Source organism: Roseomonas sp. WA12 (assembly GCF_054165765.1).
In genome coordinates this window covers 2606452-2622635 of the sequence record NZ_CM135108.1, presented here as the reverse complement: position 1 = coordinate 2622635, position 16184 = coordinate 2606452, and the positions used below count along the sequence as shown (strand labels likewise).

The following is a 16184-nucleotide window of genomic DNA, read 5'->3' as shown; positions in this document are numbered from 1 at the left end:
ATGCTTGTTCCCCCGTCCGCATTGGCGGGGGGCCAATCCCGCCGCGCGGTGCTCGGCGCGGCACTGGCCGTCTCCGGCGTCGGCTGCGCCCGGGCACAGCCTGGCGACTCCGCGCTGAACCCACCTCCGGGCCTGTGGCAGATCGCACGCGATCGCGGCTTCAGCTTCGGCGCCGCAGTCCAGGCCGGCCTTCTCGTCTCCGATCCGCTGTATGCCGCGGCCTATGAGCGCGAGGCCGGCGTGCTGGTGCCGGAATTCGAGGCCAAGTGGTCCAGCCTCCAGCCGAAGGAGGGGGAGTTCGACTTCACTGCGCTGGACGCCATCATCGCCTGGGGGCAGGCGCGGGGCCGCCTTACCCGCGGCCACGCGCTGGTGTGGCACGAGGCCTTCCCGGACTGGGCTCTGGCGGCCCTCACCGAGACCCCGGCTCGGGCCCGGGGCGTGATGGCCGCGCATATCGCGCGCGTCCTCTCCACCACCCGGCTCCGCATCCGCGACTGGGACGTGGTGAACGAGCCGATCGCCGACCCGCCCGGTAGCGACACCCCTCAGGCGAGCGGCGAACTGCGCGATTCGCCCTTCTTCCGCGCCCTCGGCCCTTCCTACATTGAGAATGCTTTCCGCTTGGCGCGGGAACAGGACCCCACCCTCCGCCTCGTACTGAACGAGTACGGGGTGGAGGAGGACACGCCTTGGGCCCAAGAGAAGCGGCGCCGGCTGCTGTCCCTGGTGCGGGACCTGCTGCGTCGGCGCGTCCCGATCGACGCGGTGGGCATTCAGGCGCATCTGCAGATGCGGCACCCTTTCAGCCCGAGCGTCTTCGGTGACTTCATTCGCGCCCTGCGCGCTGAGGGGATCTCGGTCCTGGTGACCGAGTTGGACATCCGCGAGAACGACGGCGTGCCCGATGACTATCCCGGCCGCGATGGCCTGGTGGCCGCCCGTGCTGCCGCCTTTGTCTCCGCAGCCGCGGAGGCCGGCGTGCGGAGCATCATGACCTGGGGGCTGGTGGACCGTTATTCCTGGCTGGTGACCGAGGCCGGGGTGGCGCGGCGCGACGGCAAGCTGCACCGCGGCCTGCCGTTGGACTGGGAGTACAACCGCAAGGAGATGTGGCGGGCAATGGCGCGGGTCTTCGCGGGCTGAAGGGAGGCGGGTCGTCTACCCGCCCCAAACTTGCCTCACCCCGGCACGGCGTAGCGCGCGAACTCCTGCGCCAGCCGCTCATAGATCGGCCGCCGGAACGCCACGGCGATGTCGGGCAACTCCGCGAGCGTCGCCCAGCGCCAGGCATCGAACTCCTGGTGCTTGTCAGCATCTAACCGGATCTCGGAATCGTCACCCAGGAAGCGCAGCGCGAACCAGAGCTGCGTCTGTCCCCGGTACATCCCGCCCAGGGCCTTGCCGACCAGATGCGACGGCAAGTCGTAATCCAGCCATTCCGGCATCTGGCCCATCACGGCAGCACTGCGCGTGCCGATTTCCTCGGACAGTTCGCGCAGCACGGCGCGCTCCGGGTCCTCGCCTGCGTCTAGCCCGCCCTGGGGAAGCTGCCAGGCGCCGGAGCTGGCTTCCCCGACGGGCTGATCCGCGCGGCGTGCGATGAGGACGAGGCCGTCGCGGTTGAATAGGCAGGCGCCAACATTGGGGCGCAAAGGCAGTTGGGTCACGGCATCTGGTTCCGGGGAATGTCCTCTGGGCGGCGGATCAGGGCAGTGACGGGCGCCATCACCAGCCCGCGTTCCTCCAGCCCCGCCGCCCAGGCAGCGACGCGATCGACAAGCACGGGCGAGACATCCGCAGCAAGCCCAAGGGCGGTGCCACGCTCCCGCGCAATGCGCTCCAGCTCGGCCAGGCGGCGATCGATCTCGCCGCGTGTCGCCGGCTCGTCCACCACCAGGTCCACGCTTCGGCCCCAGGCCCGGGCGGGTGAGGCGGCGCCGGGGCGTGGGTCGATGTAGAGCAGCCCGCGTTCCCGCAGCACGTCCTGCAGCCCGTTCAGGGACTCTGGAAGCGCCGCGAAACGCTCGCCGCGCATGGGCCCCAACGCACCGATCGCGCCCACCTGCCCTCCGATGCGCGTGAGGACCCAGAGCAGCCGGTCTGCATTCTCAGCCACCGGCAGGGTCGTCAGCAGGGCGCGGTCGCCGGGATCATTGGTGGGGTAATTGGCCGGCTCCAGCGGTAGGGCGCTCAGCGCCTCCATCCCGCGGGCGCGGGCGCGGTCCAGCAGCGGCGCGGGGCGCTGGGCATAGGGGGAGAAGGCCAGGGCCGTCTCGGGCGGCAGCCGGCGGATCGCCTCCTCGGAGAGCGAGGCAGAGAGACCGAGATTGCCGACCACCAGCGCAATCCGCGGCCGCGTCTCCGACCGGTCAAAGGGCCGGCCGTAGAAGCGGATGGGGGTGCGCCCTTCCTGACCCAGGCGCGGTAGCGGGCCGTAGCGGGAGGGTTCTTGGAAAGCCGGGTCGGGCGCCGGGATGGGGCGATCAGTCGGTGCTTCCCGTCGCGTGGCCAGGGCGGGCAGCGGAGGCGGTTCCGGTGCGCTGGGCGGCGCCTCCGGAGCGGTTGGCGCGCTGGGCATGGCGGCACGGCGAGGTTCACCGGCGGGGGCGCTCGGTGCTGGAAGGGCCACGGGCGGCTCCGGCGGGCGCAGGTCCCGGGCAACGGCAGGCGGTGCCGGTGGCCGCGCGGGCGCCTCGGCGGGCAAGGGCGGCGGGGTGATGTCGTTTGCGGCAGTGGGCGGGCGTGGTGGCTCAGGCGCCACTGCCGGGCTGGGTGGCGGCGGAACTTCGACCGGGGCCGCGGGAGTTCCCGCATTGTCGTTGGCGGGCACCCTCACGCGCGCAGCCGGTTCGGCCGCGCGCCGAAGAGAGGGAGGGATGCCCTCAGCGGGCGGCCCCGCCTGGTTCAGGGCGAAGACCCCGGCGCCGAGCGCGGCCAGCACCACCAGCCAGAAGACGCCGAGGGCCCTCATCCGCGGCTTCGGCGCGCCCTGGCGATCAGCGGCTCGCGCGGCGCTGCGGCGGAACCGCGGCCATGCTCCGCAGCAGCCCGACGGCCTGCTGCAGCTGGTGGTCGGTCTCCGGCTTAGTCGGATCGAAGGCGGCAGAGCCCTCGGCCGGGAGGCGCTGCACGCGCTCCAGCGCACCGGCCGGTAGGTTCAGCGGCGGCAGCGGCGCGGGCGGGCGGGCGGCCGCCGCACCCTGGGCAGTCGAGCCACCGCTGCTGTCGTTGCGCAGCGCGCGGCGCAGGTCGGCCTCGCGGTCGCGGTCCCGGTTCTGCGCAGCGTCCTCGCGCTGGGCCAGCACCTCGATGTCCGGCTCGATGCCGGTGGCCTGGATGGAGCGGCCGGAGGGGGTGTAGTAGCGCGCCGTCGTCAGGCGGATTGCGCCGTTGCCCGGCAGCGGCATCACGGTCTGCACCGAGCCCTTGCCGAAGCTCTTCACGCCCATGACGATCGCCCGGCGATGGTCCTGCAGAGCGCCGGCGACGATCTCGCTGGCCGAGGCCGAGCCGGCATTCACCAGCACCACCACGGGCACGCCCTGGGCCAGGTCACCCGAGCGGGCATTCCAGCGCTGCGCGTCCTCGGGACGGCGGGCGCGGGTGGAGACGATCTCGCCCTGGTCCAGGAAGTCGTCCGAGACCTGGATGGCCTGGTCGAGCAGCCCGCCCGGGTTGTTCCGAAGGTCCAGCACCACGCCCTTCAGCGTGCCGCCGGCCTGGGAACGGAGGGTGGTGAGGGCGCGGCGCAGGCCGGCCTCGGTCTGCTCGTTGAAGGAGGTCAGGCGGATATAGGCGATGTCGTTCCCCTCAAGCCGGGAGCGCACCACCTGCGGGCGGATCGTCTCGCGGGTGAGGGAGAGCTCGATCGGGGTGGCCGTGCCCTCGCGCCGGATGGTCAGGCGGATCGTGCTGCCGCGCTCGCCGCGCATCTGGTCCACCGCCTCCTGCAGGGTCAGGCCCTGGGTGGTGGTGGCGTTGATATGGGTGATCAGGTCGCCGGGCTTCACCCCGGCGCGGGCGGCGGGCGTCTCGTCGATCGGCGAGATCACTTTCACATAGCCGGCCTCCTGCGACACCTCGATGCCCAGCCCGCCGAACTCGCCGCGGGTCTGCACCTGCATGTCGCGGAAGTTGCGGAGATTCATGTAGGAGGAGTGCGGGTCCAGCCCCGTCAGCATCCCGTTGATCGCGTTCTCGATCACGTCGCGGTCGTTCACGGGCTCCACGTATTCGGCGCGCACGCGCTCGAACACGTCGCCGAACAGGTTCAGCAGCCGGTAGGTCTCGGCGCGCGACCCATCCTGCGCCCAGGCGGAGACCACCGGCCCGGCGATGGCGCCGGCGGTGAAGGCGGCAGCCACGGTGGCCAGCGCCCGCAGGCGGAAGCGCGGCTTGGAAAAGACCTCACCAGGAACACGCATCCGAAACACACCCCTCTCGCCATGGCGGGCCATGGCGCTTCCATCATATTGCCGCAGGGCGTGCTGCCCGGCGGTTAACCGCGTTGGGGCCGATGGCCCCGCCCAAAATCTTTTGGGGCCGATGGCCCCGCCAAAATCCTTCGGGGCTTCAGCCCCGCGCCGTCCAGCCTGCCGGATCCACGGCTCGGCCACTTCGCCGCAGTTCAAGGTAGAGCGACGCGCGGCCCCCGCCAGACCCCTCAGCGTTACCAACTGTTCCCACGGCTTCCCCGGCCAGCACGCGCTGCCCGGGCTCCGCGTCCAGCCGGTCGAGGCCGGCAAGGACAAAATGGTATCCGCCGCCGCAGTCCACAATCAACATCCGCCCGTAACTGCGGAACGGACCGGAGAAAACCACCCGTCCGCCGCAGGGGCTGACCACCCGCGCCCCGGATGGCGCGGACCAGGTCTGGCCGGTGGCGCCGCCATCGCCGAAGGCGCGGCGGACGGCCCCGGCCACCGGCGCGCCGCGGGCCGGGGAGGGGCCGGAGGGCTGGCTTGCCGAAGCCTCCCGCCCGCGCGCGCGCGCCGCCTCCGCGCTTTCCCGCGCAACCTCCGCCTCGCGCTCGGCCTCCCGCGCGTCGCGGGCCGCCTGTTCGCGCGCGGTGCGATCGCGGGCGGCGCCCTCTCGCAGGGTTCCCTCTCGCATGGGGGTGTTGCGGGCCAGGGATTCGCGGGCGGCCTCGCGCGCCTCCGCCTCGCGGGCGCGGTTCTCGGCCTCACGCCGACGAAGCTCGGCGGCGCGCTCCCGCGCCTCGGCTTCCCGCTCGCGGGCGGCGGCCTCGGCGCGCTCGCGGGCCTCGCGCGCCTGCGCCTCGCGTTCCAGGCGCTCGACCGCGCTGCGCAGGTCCCGCGCGCCCGCGGCGGCGGCGGCGGCGCGGCGGGTGGCCGCGGTCTCGGCGTCGCGCGCATCCTCGCGGCGCTCGCGGGCCTCGGCCAGGGCGGCTTCCACGGCCGTCGCCGCCTCGCGCGCGGCGACGCGGGCGGCCACCAGCCGGGTGCGCTCGGCTTCCAGCGCGGCGGCGGCGCGGGTGGAACCCTCGCGCGCCTCCCGGTACTCTGCGGCCTCCCGCGACAGGCGGCGCGCAAGTCCGCGCAGGATCAGCGCCCCGCGCAGCGCCTCCTCCGGCGGGGCGGGAACGACAAGCAGGGTTTCGGCGGGCCACAGGCCAAGGCGGCGCATGGCGGGAATGAGGGGCGCCATCGCCTCGGCGCGGCGGGTCAGATCGGCCTCGGCGGCGTCGCGCGCGGCCTCGGCCTCCTCCAGCCGGGCCTCGGCCGCGGCCAGGGCCTCCTCGGCGGTGACGGCGCGGCGGCCGGCCTCGGCGCGCCGTTCGGCCAGGCTGCGCTCGGCGGCCTCGGCAGCGCGGGCGTCGCGGGCGATGGCGGCGGCTTCCCCGCGGGCGCTGCGGGCCTCGCGCTCGGCCTCGCCCAGGGCGCGCCGATCGGGCTGCGCGGGCGCCGGCTGGGCAAGGGCCGGCAGCAGGGCGAGCACCAGCAAACCCGCGGGCAAGGCCCGGACGAGCCATCCACTGCGCGCAACACGGGCGGCCGGAACGACCCGCGCCGGTTCGCCGGACGGGAGAGGTGGCGCGGCGCGAGCGCCGCCCCGGATCACCGCGGGGTCACCCCTTCGGCACTTCCATCAGGTTCCGCCCGGTCATGGCCGCGGGCTGGGCTAGGCCGAGCAGGGCCAGCATCGTGGGGGCGAGGTCGGCGAGGCGGCCGTCATGCAGCCGCGTCCCCGCCGGGGCACCCAGCAGCAGCACCGGCACAGGGTTCAGCGTATGGGCGGTGTGCGGACCGTGGGTGACGGGATCCCGCATCATCTCGGCATTGCCGTGATCGGCGGTGACGAGCAGGGCGCCGCCGGTGTCGCGGATGGCCGAGACGATGCGGCCGAGGCCGGCATCCACCGCTTCCACCGCCCGGGTTGCGGCCGCAAGGCTGCCGGTGTGGCCGACCATGTCCGCATTGGCGAAGTTCAGGATGATCATGTCGTAGGCGCCGGAGCGGATGGCGGCCTCCGCCTTCGCCGCCAGCTCGGGCGCGGACATCTCCGGCTGCAGGTCGTAGGTGGCGACCTTGGGGGAGGGAACCATGACCCGGTCCTCGCCGGGGAAGGGGGTCTCCTCGCCGCCGTTCAGGAAGTAGGTGACGTGAGGGTACTTCTCCGTCTCCGCCATGCGGAGCTGCGTCATGCCCGCGGCCGAGACGGTAGGGCCGAGGAGGTCCGCCATCGATTGCGGTGGGAAGACTGTGGCGAGCAGGGGATTCAGCGCCTCGGAATACTCGGTCAGCCCGGCAGCGGCGCAGAGGGCGGGGACGCGCGGCCGTTCGAAGCCCTGGAAAGCGGGATCAACCAGCGCCGCCATGATCTCCCGCACGCGGTCTGCGCGGAAGTTGAAGCAGAGCACCGCGTCTCCGTCCCTCATGCCGGCATAGCCGGGCAGGATGGTGGCGGGGATGAACTCGTCGGTCTGGCCGGCGGCATGGGCAGCGCGCACAGCCTCCGTTGCCGACGCCACGTGCCCCCCTTCGGCCAGCACCATCGCGCGCCAGGCCTGGGAGACGCGCTCCCAGCGGTTGTCGCGGTCCATGGCGAAGTAGCGGCCGGTGATGGTGCCGATGCGGGCGCCGGCAGGGAGCGCGGCCTCGAAGGCGGGCAGGGTCTCGGCGGCGGCTTCCGGCGGGGTGTCGCGCCCATCGGTCCAGGCATGGATGACGACAGGAATGCCCTTGATGGCGAAGATTCCGGCCAGCGCCACCGCATGGTCCTGATGCGCGTGGACGCCGCCGGGGGAGACCAGGCCGCACAGATGCAGAGTGCCGCCTGACGCGTGCAGCTTCTCGCCGAGTTCGACGATCTGCGGATAGCCGGCAAGGCTGCCATTTGCGATCGCGGCGCCGATGCGGGGCAGGTCCTGCATCACGATGCGTCCGGCACCGATGTTCAGGTGGCCGACCTCGGAATTGCCCATCTGCCCCATGGGCAGGCCGACATCCGGGCCGCAGGTGCGCAGGAACGCGTGCGGGGAGCCCGCCCAGAGGGTGTCGAAGACCGGAGAGTCCGCCTGGGCGACCGCGTTGTCGGCCTGATCCTCCCGCCAGCCCCAGCCATCGAGGATGGCAAGCATGACGGGTTTCGGATGGGGCATGCGAACGGGCCTCTGCGTCTTGGGCGCTGCCTGCCATAGCGCCGGCCCGGTGGATTGGCCAGACGGAGGGCGGCCAGGGGGTTAGCGAATGCCCTGACGAAAGTCGCTGGATCAAACGGTCCTGGCACCGGAAGGGTCGGGATGCCCGCGTCGATGCCGCAACTCGTCTCGGTCCAGTATCTCCGCGCCGTAGCGACGTTGATTGTGGTGGTTTGCCACGCCCGCCTGCATCTGGACCGGCTTGGTCTGCCCGCGGCAGGGACGGATTGGCTGGCCTCGGGGGTGGATGTCTTCTTTGTCATCAGCCGGCTGATCATCTGGGTTTTCACCGCTGTGCTGCCGGCAGGTACCCTGGCGTTCTGACGGCGGCGGGTGGTGCGGATGGTGCCGCTCCCCTGGCTTCTCACCAGCGTGCTGGTGGCGGTGTTCCTTCTGGCACCCAGCCTTCTCCGTATGGCGCACTTCGACATCGCGCATACGGCCGCGTCTCTCCTTTTCCTGCCCTGGACGCGTCCGGTTATGGGCGAGCCGATCCCGGTCCTCGTGCCGGGCAGCGCGTCCCTGTGCTGGAGCGCTGGCGACCTGGCACAGACGGTGCTGTTCGCCCTCGCCGGCGTGGCGGTCGCAACGGCCGTCTCGATCCTGCTGTACCGCTACGTGGAGACGCCGCTACGAGAGGTGATGCGGGCCCGCCGGGTCCCAGTGCCGCAGGCCTTCTAGGCGCGGGCAGTATAGGCCCGGAAAACCTCCAGCTCCGTCGTGCAGGCGGCCTCGGCGAAACCGGCGGTTTTCAGCGCATCGAGGATGGTCTCGGCCGGCACGCAGGCCTCGATCGTCTCCCAGTAGTAGCGCATCAGCTCGCCAGAGCGGTGCCGGGGGGCGGCGATCCAGCACAGGGCCGGGATGGCGGCGCCCATGTAGAACCGCTCGATGAGATGAGCGAGGCGGCTCGTCGGGCGACCGATCTCCAGCAGCAGCACGGTGCCGCCGGGGCGCAGCACGCGCCGGTACTCGGCGAAGGAGGCGCCGAGATCGGCGACATGACGCAGCGCATAGCCCATGGAGAGGAAGTCCACGCTGCCGTCGGGCAGCGGGATGCGCTCGGCGCGGCCCTGGATGAGAGTGACGCCCGGCAGGGTCTTCCGCGCTTCGGCCAGCATGCCCTCGCTCGGGTCCAGGCCGGTGACAAGGGCGGGGTCGCCGGTGATGGCCACCGCCTGCCGCGCGACGAGGCCGGTGCCCACCGCCACGTCCAGCACGCGCATTCCCGGACGCAGCCCGGCCTCTCGCAGGGCACGGCGGCGATAGCCCGGGCCGGTGCCGAGGGAGAAGATGCGGTCGATCCGGTCGTAATGCGGCGCCGTCGCGTCGAACAAGGCGCGGACGAAGCCCTCCCGCTCCTCGGCCTTGCTGTAGCGGTGGGCGAGGACGGGATGCGGGGCGGTTGCCGGGGCGTCGTTTGCGCTCTGAGCCATGCGGACCCCTTCCGGGCAGTGCTGGCGCCAAGGGATGGCAAGGCCGGGGCCCGCGCGCAAGGGTGACGCGCAAGGGTCAGTGGGGGAGTGGCGACACGCCAAAGATCACGGGATGCAGGTGAAGCATCGCGGCCCAGGCTAGAAGGCCTACCAGCGCCGGCCAGGCCAGTTCCCCCCAGGCCAGGCAATTGCGTCCGGCCGCCACGGCGCCGAAGGGCAGGATCGACGTCCGCGCCGCGAAGCCGGCCCAGGCCGCGGGGTCGCGCGCTGCCACCTTGGCGTCAAGGGAGGGCATGCCGAGCAGGGCGGTGACCAGGAAGGCGCCGAAGAACACCACCGAGGCGCTGTCGCCATCGCCGACAACATGCACCCCGCCCCAGATCGCAAAGGACAGCAGCATGGGATGACGGGTGATCCGCAACACGCCGCTTGGCTCGGCCGAGAGGGCAGCGTTCTGGCCCACCGAGGTGGCGTTCCGCGCCATCAGGCTGCCCGCGAAGAGGATGAAGGCCGGCAGCATGAGTGCGACCAGCACCCAGCCCAGCGCGGCCGGCACGGCCCAGAGCGGCTCGGTGGGCGCGCCGCGCCAGGCGAGCACGAGCAAGGTGATGGCGATTGCGGAGCCGAGGGAGAAGGTGGCGCTGAAGCCACCCTCGCCCAGCCGCGCCGCGAGGGCCGCGCGGGCGCGGCTGCCGGCGATCCCGACATGCAACCCGACCCAGAGGAGCGCCGCAAGGATGAGCGCGATCATCGTGCCACCCTGCTCTTATCGAGGCGATTCTGCAACAATTTGGGGGCTCAGCCCGGCCGCCAGGCGCGGTGATAGGGGTGGTTGGTGCGGATGCACTGGGCGCGGAACAGCGCCTCCGCCAGCAGCCCGCGCACCAGCATGTGCGGCCAGGTGAGCCGCCCGAGGGAGAGGCGGTGGTCGGCGCGGGCCAGCACCCCTTCGTCCAGCCCTTCGGCACCACCGATGACGAAGGCGATCGGGCGGGCGGCCTCGGCCCATTTGGCGGTGAGCGCCGCCAGCCGCTCGCTGTCGGGCATCTCGCCGCCGAGGTCGAGGGCAACGGCCAGCGCGCCGTCAGGAAGGGCGGCGAGAATGGCAGCACCCTCCCGCCGCCGGATCTCGGCGGAGGAGCCGCGGGCCTCCGCCAGTTCCCGCACCGCCAGGGGCGGGCGCAGGCGAGCGTTGTGATGCTCGAAGAGCGCCGCCTCCGGCCCGCCCCGGGCGCGGCCCACGGCGAGCAGGAGGGGCGGGGGCATTAGTCCTCTTCGTCCTCGTCCTCTTCGGCGTCCGCATCCGGATCGTCGGGCGGGCCGTCGATGTCGTCGGACATGGCGTCGCGCGGCAGCACCTCCTGCGCATCCGGGTCCAGGTCCACGACATCGTCCTCGTCGCCATCCTCGTTCCCGGCATCGCCGGCGGCCCGCGCGGGGTCCTCGGCGGCCGGGCTGTCGGGGCCCCACATCCGCTCGAGCGCGTAGTTGGCGCGCGCCTCGGGCTTGAAGAGATGGATGATCATGTCCCCAGCATCGAGCAGCACCCAGTCGGGCGATGCCTCGATGCGGATGCGGCGGATGCCGTGCTCGGCCAGCGCCTCCTCCAGGTGGCGCGCCATCGCCTCGATCTGCCGCTCGGCCAAGCCGGTGGCGACGATCATGCGGTCGGCGAAGGCGGAGCGGGTGGCGACGTCGAGCACCACCACGTTCTCAGCCCCGTCCTCCTCAAGGCTGGCGACGGCGGACTGCACCAGCGCCTCCATCCGGTCGGGGCTGGGCGCCGCACGGGTGGGGGTGCCGCCCTTGGCCCGAAGCTTCCGGGGGCCGGCCGCGGCGTCGCGCTTGCGCGGGGTGGGGGCGGAATCGGCCTCCAGCTCAGCGATGCGGGCGGCGTTCGGGTCCACCGGCGCTGCGCCACGACGGGCGGGGCGTGGGGCGGCCTCGGCCGGGCGGACGGGCGCGCGGCGCGGCGCAGCCCCACGGGAGACGGCCGCCGCGCGGTCAGTGGTGGAAACGGTCGGCGCGACGCGGCCGGTCGCGGGCGTCGCGGCACGGGACGTCCGCGCAGCGGGGGCCGCGCGCGTGGCCGCCGGCTTCGTGCGGGACGGAGCCTCGGCGCGCGCGGCGGGCGCCTTTGCGCGGGAGGCGGGGGCGCGGGGCGCCGTGTCGCGGGCGGCGGGTGCCTTGGCGCGCGAGGCCGGGGCCTTCGCGGGGGCCGTCGTCCGGGTGGTGGCGCGTGCGGCCGGAGCCTTGGCGCGGGACGCCGTGGCGGGGGCGCGGCCAGCCGAGGCAGCGGCGCGCGCGGGTGCGGCCGTGCGGGAAGCCGGGCTACGCGCCGGGGCGTCGGCCGCTGCCGTCCGGGTACCGGTGCGTGCGCCAGCCCTGGCGGCTGGCTTCGTGGTGGAACGCGACGGGGCCTTTGCAGCGCTCCGCGGCGGCGCCTTCGCGGCGCTCCGCGCGGGGGCCTTCGTGACGCTCCGCGCCGGGGCCTTCGTGGCGCCGCGGGCCGGGGCCTTCGCGGCCGGGGTCTTGCGCTCGGGCGCCTTGCGCGCAGGGGTGGCCGGCTTCCGGGCGGGCGCGGGGGCCTTCGCCCGGCTCGCGGCGGGCTTGGCCGCGGCAGCGCGGGAGGCGGGAGCGGCGGCGCGGGTGGTGCGGGCGGGCGCCGACTTCGCCGTGCTGCGGGCAGGGGCCTTCGCGGGAGGCTTGGCCGGCGCTCGGCCGGTCGGCTTGCTGGTGGTGGTGCCGCGCGCGGGGCGGGGCGGGTCTTTCGGGGTGCGGGCCATGGCTCGCTCCTGTGCTGCGTGGCGCCGGGGGGCGCGAGGGGTTCAGTGCGTCTCGGCCGGGACGCCGCGTGCGGGCGCCGCCAGGTCGGGGGAAGGAGGATCCCCGACCGCTTGGGTCTGGGGTGAATGGTCGGAAGCCTGCGCGGTTGCGCGCGCCCGTTGCGCTCGCTGTGCGCGGATGGCCGTGGCGCTGGCGGGATGCTCGCGAGCGGGCACCATGCACCAGGGGGCGTGGCGTCCGGCCTCGTTCGGCCCGGCCAGCAGCGCGCCGCAATGGCGCCTGTGCTGGCGCAGTGCCGTCGCCGCCGGGCCGTCCACCGCGCGCCGGGTGTAGCCCGGCCGCGGCAGCACCGCCATGGGGGTGCCGCGAGCCAGCCGGCGCCAGCGACGCCAGCGTGGAAGCTGCACCATGTTGTCCGCCCCCATGATCCAGACGAAGCGGGCGCGGGGGAACAACTGGCGCAGGCGGGCGAGGCTGCGCTCGGTCTGCCGCAGGCCCAGCCGGGCCTCGACATCCACCGCGATCACGCGGCGCCCGTCGGCGATGCGGCGGGCGGAATCCAGCCGCTCGGCGAAGGGGGCCATCCCGGCATTGGGCTTCAGCGGATTGCCGGGCGAGACCAGCAGCCAGACCTCGTCCAGCCGCAGCACGTGCCGCGCCATGTCGGCCACATGCCAGTGGCCGGAATGGGCGGGGTTGAAGGACCCGCCGAGCAGGCCGATCCGCACGCGGCGGCGGTCGCCCCACTTCCCGGGCTCGCGATGGGCGGCCGCGGGGCGGAGAGGCAGGGGCTTCTCGCGGCCCGCGGGGGGAACAGGGGGTGGCACGGGGGCTCAGCGTCCCCGCGCGGAGATGGATGCGTGGATCAGGGGGTGCGCACCGAGACGGTCAGGGGCCGGTCGGCCAGCCCTTCATAGGTGACGGTGAAGGTGCGGCCGGCCTCGGTGGGAAGGGCCGGGGAGAAGCCGCCGAGCGAGATGATATCGCCAGCGCGCAGGCGGCGGCCGTCGCGCTTCAGGTCTTCCACCAGCCAGGGAATGACGTTCAGGGGATGGCCGAGAAGGGCCGTGCCCGGCGCGCGGGACAGCTCCTTCTGATCGCTGGCGAGAGTGACGGTCATGCTGGCCAGGCGGGCGGCAAAATCGGGCGTGGCCTCGGCCGAGATGGCCTCCCCCAGCACGCCCAGCCGCGCACCGACATTGATGGCGACAAGGTTGGGGCCGTTCATCTGGCCGGGGGCGAGCACGAGGTCCGGCATCTCGATGAAGGGGATAACCTGGTCGAGATGGCGGAGAAGGGCGACGTGATCGGTCCCCGCCTCGTTGATGCCCTCGTCGCGCACGCGGACGAGCAGATCGCTCTCGACATTCGGGACCGCGGCGAAGCCGGCGGGGACCTCTGCCGGGCGGCCGGCAACACCCTGCGCGCGGATCGTCGCCTGGTAGATGGTGCCGCGCACGGGGTTAGGCACGCCGAAGCGTTGCTGCGCGGCGGCGTTGGTCAGGCCGACCTTGTAGCCGGCGGGCTCGCCGAACTGCCGGGCGAGCAGGGGCACGAGCTTTTCCCGCGCGCAGGCCGCATCTTCCATGGCCAGGCCCTGATAGCCCTGGGCGGGGCGGCCGGCGAGGATGTCGGCCGCCATGCGCGCGACATCGGCGTCCGCCGGGCAGGCTGCCTGCGCGGTGCCGATGCCAAAGGCCAGGGCCGTTGCGGCCAGAAGCGTGATGCAGCGCATGGTCGTGATCACTCCCCGATGCCCGGGATTCCCCGTGGCGCCCCGGATCAAGCCCGGGATTATGGACGAATCTGTCCGGTTCCGATCACATGGTAGCGCCAGGTGCAGAGCTGCTCCAACCCGACCGGCCCGCGCGCGTGCAGCCTTCCGGTGGCGATACCGATCTCGGCGCCGAAGCCAAACTCGCCTCCGTCGCAGAACTGGGTGGAGGCGTTCCAGATCCCTACCGCGGAACCGAGCCCGTCCAGGAACTGGCGGGCTGCGGCCTCGTCCCCGGTGATGATGGCGTCCGTGTGTTCGCTGCCGTGCTGGCGGATATGGTCGAGCGCACTCTCAACGCCGTCCACAACGGCGATGTTGAGGATTGCGTCCAGCCACTCGGTGGAGAAGTCGTCGGCGCCGGCGGCCGGCAGCTCCGGCAGGATGGCGCGGGAGGCGGCATCGGCGCGGAAGCTGCAGCCGAGGGCGCGCAGGTCCTCCACCAGCAGAGGCAGCAGCGCGGGGGCGATCGCGCGGTCGATCAGCAGCGTCTCGGTCGCGCCGCAGACGCCGGTGCGGCGCATCTTGGCGTTGGCGAGAATGCTGCGCGCCATCGCTGGGTCCGCGGCGGCGTGGATGTAGCTGTGGTTCAGTCCCTCGGCATGGGCGAGGACGGGGACGCGAGCATCCTGCATCACGCGGTTCACCAGCCCCTTGCCGCCGCGGGGGATGATGAGGTCGATCATCCCGGCGGCCGCCAGCATGGCGCCGACGAAGGCGCGGTCGGTGTTGGGGGCCACCTGCACGCAGGCCGCGGGCAGGCCGGCGTCGCGCAGGCCGTCCAGGATGCAGGCATGGATGGCGGCGGCGCTGCGCAGGCTTTCCCGCCCGCCGCGGAGGATCACGGGGCTGCCGGCCTTCAGGCAGAGGGCGGCGGCATCGGCGCCCACATTCGGCCGGCTCTCATAGATCATGCCCACCACGCCGATCGGCTGTGAGACCCGGCGGATCGTCAGGCCGTTGGGGCGGGTCCATTCGGCAAGGGTTCGGCCGACGGGGTCCGGCAGGGCGGCTACCTCTTCGAGCCCCACAGCCATCGCTTCCACGCGGGCGGGGTTGAGGGTGAGGCGGTCCCGATAGGCGTCGGTGAGGTCGGGCGCGGCCGCGAGGTCGGCGGCGTTGGCGGCCAGGATCTCGGTTTGACGCGCGCGCAGTGCTGCGGCGGCGGCCAGCAGCGCGCGGTCCTTCTGCGGTCGCGGGGCGCGCGCGAGCACGGTTGCGGCAGCGCGGGCGGCCGTCGCGGCCTCCACCAGCGCGGCACGGGCGATTTCGGCGGAATCCGTCGCGGGATCGGCGATCGCGTTCATGGACGTATCGGTAGCGCCGCCGGGCGGGCAGGGGAAGCGCAGGGGGGCGCAGGGCTGGGCCGCCCCGCGTGCTTGCCAGCGGCGCCGTGGCCGGGAAGGCTGCGGGCGTGACGAGACGATCCCTGCTGCCCGCACTCGGATTCCTGCTGGCCTGCGGCACCGCCGAGGCCCGCCAGCCGTTGATCCCCCCCTCCGAGCTGCCGGGGATCGGCGCCGAGGACCCGAGGCGCATGGTGGACGGCGCTGCAGCGCCCTGGCGCTCGCTCGGGCGGGTGCAGACGGAAGTGGGCGGGCGCTGCACGGGCACGCTGGTCGGGCCGCGGCGGGTGCTGACGGCGGCGCACTGTCTGGTTTCGACGCGATCGAGGCGGTTGGTGCAGCCGGGTTCCGTGCATTTCCTGCTGGGCTACCAGCGGGGGAAGTGGGCGGCGCAGGCGCGGGTGGCGGGTTTCACGGTCGGACCCGGATTCGACCCCGGGGAGAGCGGGCCGGCGGAGGCGGACTGGGCGGTGCTGGAACTGGAGCCGCCGCTGCGCGGGGCGGTGCCGCTGGCCGTGCTGCCGTCTGTGCAGGCCGGGGCGGCGATGCTCGGCGGCTACCAGCAGGACCGGCCGGAGGTGCTGATGGCCGATGCCGAATGCCGGGTACTGGGCGAGGCGCTCAGGGGCGGGCGGCCGCTGCTGACACATGATTGCGCGGGCACGCGCGGGGCCAGCGGTGCGCCGCTGTTGGCGCGCGATGCCGCGGGCGGCTGGGCGGTGGCCGGGATCGCCGTCGCGGCAGCGCGGGGCGGGGCGCTTGGGGTCGCGGTGCCGGCGTGGGTGGCGGTCTCTCCCTGACACCGCGCCGCCTCAGCGGCGGCGGGACATCCCGCCCATATTGGCGAAGACTTGGGCGTCCTTGTTCTGCTGCATGAGCATGGTGAAGCTCGGCACCTTCTCGAAGCCGAGGCCCTGGGGGATGCCCGTGTCCGGATCGGGCTGGACCTTGGCGTAGGCCTCGCCCGCGATCTTCTCCCACTTCCCCGCCGGCTTCTTCACCTCAAGGTTCACCACCGTCTCCTTGAAGACCATCCGCACGATGGCCTCCTTCGGAGCGGAAGGCTTGGTGAGACTCGGCACCCCGGCCATCACCTGCCAACCATTCTTCACGGCCCATGCGGTCAGCTCGTCCTTGTCCATGCGGCAGGGCTTTCGTTTGTTCGGGGGCTGCTATGG

General features: G+C 73.3%; 17 protein-coding genes. 4 read left to right on the top strand and 13 right to left on the bottom strand.

The window, feature by feature from the left end; translation table 11 throughout:
* On the top strand, positions 1-1146 hold the full coding sequence (locus tag ACVBD7_RS12570; RefSeq protein WP_458093576.1) for an endo-1,4-beta-xylanase: 1146 nt from the start codon (positions 1-3) through the stop codon (positions 1144-1146).
* A 35-nt stretch (positions 1147-1181) separates the two neighbouring features.
* Here the strand turns inward: ACVBD7_RS12570 and ACVBD7_RS12565 are convergent, their stop codons facing one another.
* From ACVBD7_RS12565 to gpmI, 5 genes are all read right to left on the bottom strand, one after another.
* On the bottom strand, positions 1182-1670 hold the full coding sequence (locus ACVBD7_RS12565; protein ID WP_458093575.1) for an RNA pyrophosphohydrolase: 489 nt from the start codon (positions 1668-1670) through the stop codon (positions 1182-1184).
* Positions 1667-2974: a divergent polysaccharide deacetylase family protein gene (locus tag ACVBD7_RS12560; RefSeq protein ID WP_458093574.1), complete on the bottom strand. Its 1308-nt coding sequence runs from the start codon at positions 2972-2974 to the stop codon at positions 1667-1669. The genes ACVBD7_RS12565 and ACVBD7_RS12560 overlap by 4 nt, the downstream gene beginning before the upstream one ends.
* 25 nt (positions 2975-2999) lie before the next feature.
* Positions 3000-4427 (bottom strand): S41 family peptidase, encoded by a 1428-nt coding sequence (locus tag ACVBD7_RS12555; RefSeq protein WP_458093573.1) that lies wholly within the window; start codon positions 4425-4427, stop codon positions 3000-3002.
* Between the two features lie 148 nt (positions 4428-4575).
* Positions 4576-5979, bottom strand: a complete 1404-nt coding sequence (locus ACVBD7_RS12550) for a murein hydrolase activator EnvC family protein (RefSeq protein WP_458093572.1) — start codon at positions 5977-5979, stop codon at positions 4576-4578.
* A 112-nt stretch (positions 5980-6091) separates the two neighbouring features.
* Entirely contained in the window at positions 6092-7624 is a 1533-nt protein-coding gene (gene gpmI / locus ACVBD7_RS12545) for a 2,3-bisphosphoglycerate-independent phosphoglycerate mutase (protein WP_458093571.1), read from the bottom strand.
* A gap of 141 nt (positions 7625-7765) precedes the next feature.
* Here gpmI and ACVBD7_RS12540 point away from each other — a divergent pair, with 141 nt between their 5' ends.
* Together ACVBD7_RS12540 and ACVBD7_RS12535 are read left to right on the top strand one after the other, a co-directional pair.
* The gene (locus ACVBD7_RS12540; RefSeq protein WP_458093570.1) at positions 7766-7987 is read left to right on the top strand and encodes a hypothetical protein; all 222 of its coding nucleotides are present in this window, start codon (positions 7766-7768) and stop codon (positions 7985-7987) included.
* 18 nt (positions 7988-8005) lie between these two features.
* Positions 8006-8344 carry a hypothetical protein gene (locus tag ACVBD7_RS12535; protein WP_458093569.1) on the top strand — a complete coding sequence of 113 codons (339 nt, stop codon included), beginning with the start codon at positions 8006-8008 and terminating at the stop codon, positions 8342-8344.
* Here the strand turns inward: ACVBD7_RS12535 and ACVBD7_RS12530 are convergent.
* From ACVBD7_RS12530 to ACVBD7_RS12500, 7 genes are all read right to left on the bottom strand, one after another.
* Positions 8341-9099 (bottom strand): class I SAM-dependent methyltransferase, encoded by a 759-nt coding sequence (locus ACVBD7_RS12530; protein ID WP_458093568.1) that lies wholly within the window; start codon positions 9097-9099, stop codon positions 8341-8343. The genes ACVBD7_RS12535 and ACVBD7_RS12530 overlap by 4 nt on opposite strands.
* Before the next feature lie 76 nt (positions 9100-9175).
* Positions 9176-9850 (bottom strand): NnrU family protein, encoded by a 675-nt coding sequence (locus tag ACVBD7_RS12525; protein ID WP_458093567.1) that lies wholly within the window; start codon positions 9848-9850, stop codon positions 9176-9178.
* Between the two features lie 47 nt (positions 9851-9897).
* Positions 9898-10365, bottom strand: coding sequence for a 23S rRNA (pseudouridine(1915)-N(3))-methyltransferase RlmH (locus ACVBD7_RS12520; protein ID WP_458093566.1), 468 nt, complete (start codon positions 10363-10365; stop codon positions 9898-9900).
* Positions 10365-11885 carry a ribosome silencing factor gene (gene rsfS, locus ACVBD7_RS12515; RefSeq protein ID WP_458093565.1) on the bottom strand — a complete coding sequence of 507 codons (1521 nt, stop codon included), beginning with the start codon at positions 11883-11885 and terminating at the stop codon, positions 10365-10367. Before rsfS ends, ACVBD7_RS12520 begins: the two co-directional genes overlap by 1 nt.
* Positions 11886-11927: 42 nt before the next feature.
* Positions 11928-12713 carry a nicotinate-nucleotide adenylyltransferase gene (locus ACVBD7_RS12510; protein WP_458093564.1) on the bottom strand — a complete coding sequence of 262 codons (786 nt, stop codon included), beginning with the start codon at positions 12711-12713 and terminating at the stop codon, positions 11928-11930.
* Positions 12714-12751: 38 nt separating this feature from the next.
* Complete coding sequence (locus tag ACVBD7_RS12505; protein ID WP_458093563.1) at positions 12752-13633, bottom strand: 2-keto-4-pentenoate hydratase; 882 nt, start codon at positions 13631-13633, stop codon at positions 12752-12754.
* Positions 13634-13680: 47 nt separating this feature from the next.
* Positions 13681-14967 carry a glutamate-5-semialdehyde dehydrogenase gene (locus ACVBD7_RS12500; RefSeq protein WP_458093562.1) on the bottom strand — a complete coding sequence of 429 codons (1287 nt, stop codon included), beginning with the start codon at positions 14965-14967 and terminating at the stop codon, positions 13681-13683.
* A 107-nt stretch (positions 14968-15074) separates the two neighbouring features.
* Between ACVBD7_RS12500 and ACVBD7_RS12495 the strand changes: the two genes are divergently transcribed.
* Positions 15075-15806, top strand: coding sequence for a trypsin-like serine peptidase (locus ACVBD7_RS12495; RefSeq protein WP_458093561.1), 732 nt, complete (start codon positions 15075-15077; stop codon positions 15804-15806).
* A gap of 12 nt (positions 15807-15818) precedes the next feature.
* On the opposite strand, the gene ACVBD7_RS12490 is transcribed toward ACVBD7_RS12495, so the two are convergent.
* Entirely contained in the window at positions 15819-16148 is a 330-nt protein-coding gene (locus ACVBD7_RS12490) for a hypothetical protein (RefSeq protein ID WP_458093560.1), read from the bottom strand.
* Positions 16149-16184 lie beyond the last annotated feature (36 nt).

What these genes read in the sequence shown, in the direction of transcription:
- ACVBD7_RS12525 (WP_458093567.1), bottom strand. Translation starts at nt 9,850, where the DNA reads ATGATCGCGCTCATCCTTGCGGCGCTCCTCTGGGTCGGGTTGCATGTC.
- ACVBD7_RS12530 (WP_458093568.1), bottom strand. Translation starts at nt 9,099, where the DNA reads ATGGCTCAGAGCGCAAACGACGCCCCGGCAACCGCCCCGCATCCCGTC.
- ACVBD7_RS12500 (WP_458093562.1), bottom strand. Translation starts at nt 14,967, where the DNA reads ATGAACGCGATCGCCGATCCCGCGACGGATTCCGCCGAAATCGCCCGT.
- ACVBD7_RS12540 (WP_458093570.1), top strand. Translation starts at nt 7,766, where the DNA reads ATGCCCGCGTCGATGCCGCAACTCGTCTCGGTCCAGTATCTCCGCGCC.
- ACVBD7_RS12555 (WP_458093573.1), bottom strand. Translation starts at nt 4,427, where the DNA reads ATGCGTGTTCCTGGTGAGGTCTTTTCCAAGCCGCGCTTCCGCCTGCGG.
- rsfS (WP_458093565.1), bottom strand. Translation starts at nt 11,885, where the DNA reads ATGGCCCGCACCCCGAAAGACCCGCCCCGCCCCGCGCGCGGCACCACC.
- ACVBD7_RS12520 (WP_458093566.1), bottom strand. Translation starts at nt 10,365, where the DNA reads ATGCCCCCGCCCCTCCTGCTCGCCGTGGGCCGCGCCCGGGGCGGGCCG.
- ACVBD7_RS12535 (WP_458093569.1), top strand. Translation starts at nt 8,006, where the DNA reads ATGGTGCCGCTCCCCTGGCTTCTCACCAGCGTGCTGGTGGCGGTGTTC.
- ACVBD7_RS12560 (WP_458093574.1), bottom strand. Translation starts at nt 2,974, where the DNA reads ATGAGGGCCCTCGGCGTCTTCTGGCTGGTGGTGCTGGCCGCGCTCGGC.
- ACVBD7_RS12570 (WP_458093576.1), top strand. Translation starts at nt 1, where the DNA reads ATGCTTGTTCCCCCGTCCGCATTGGCGGGGGGCCAATCCCGCCGCGCG.
- gpmI (WP_458093571.1), bottom strand. Translation starts at nt 7,624, where the DNA reads ATGCCCCATCCGAAACCCGTCATGCTTGCCATCCTCGATGGCTGGGGC.
- ACVBD7_RS12490 (WP_458093560.1), bottom strand. Translation starts at nt 16,148, where the DNA reads ATGGACAAGGACGAGCTGACCGCATGGGCCGTGAAGAATGGTTGGCAG.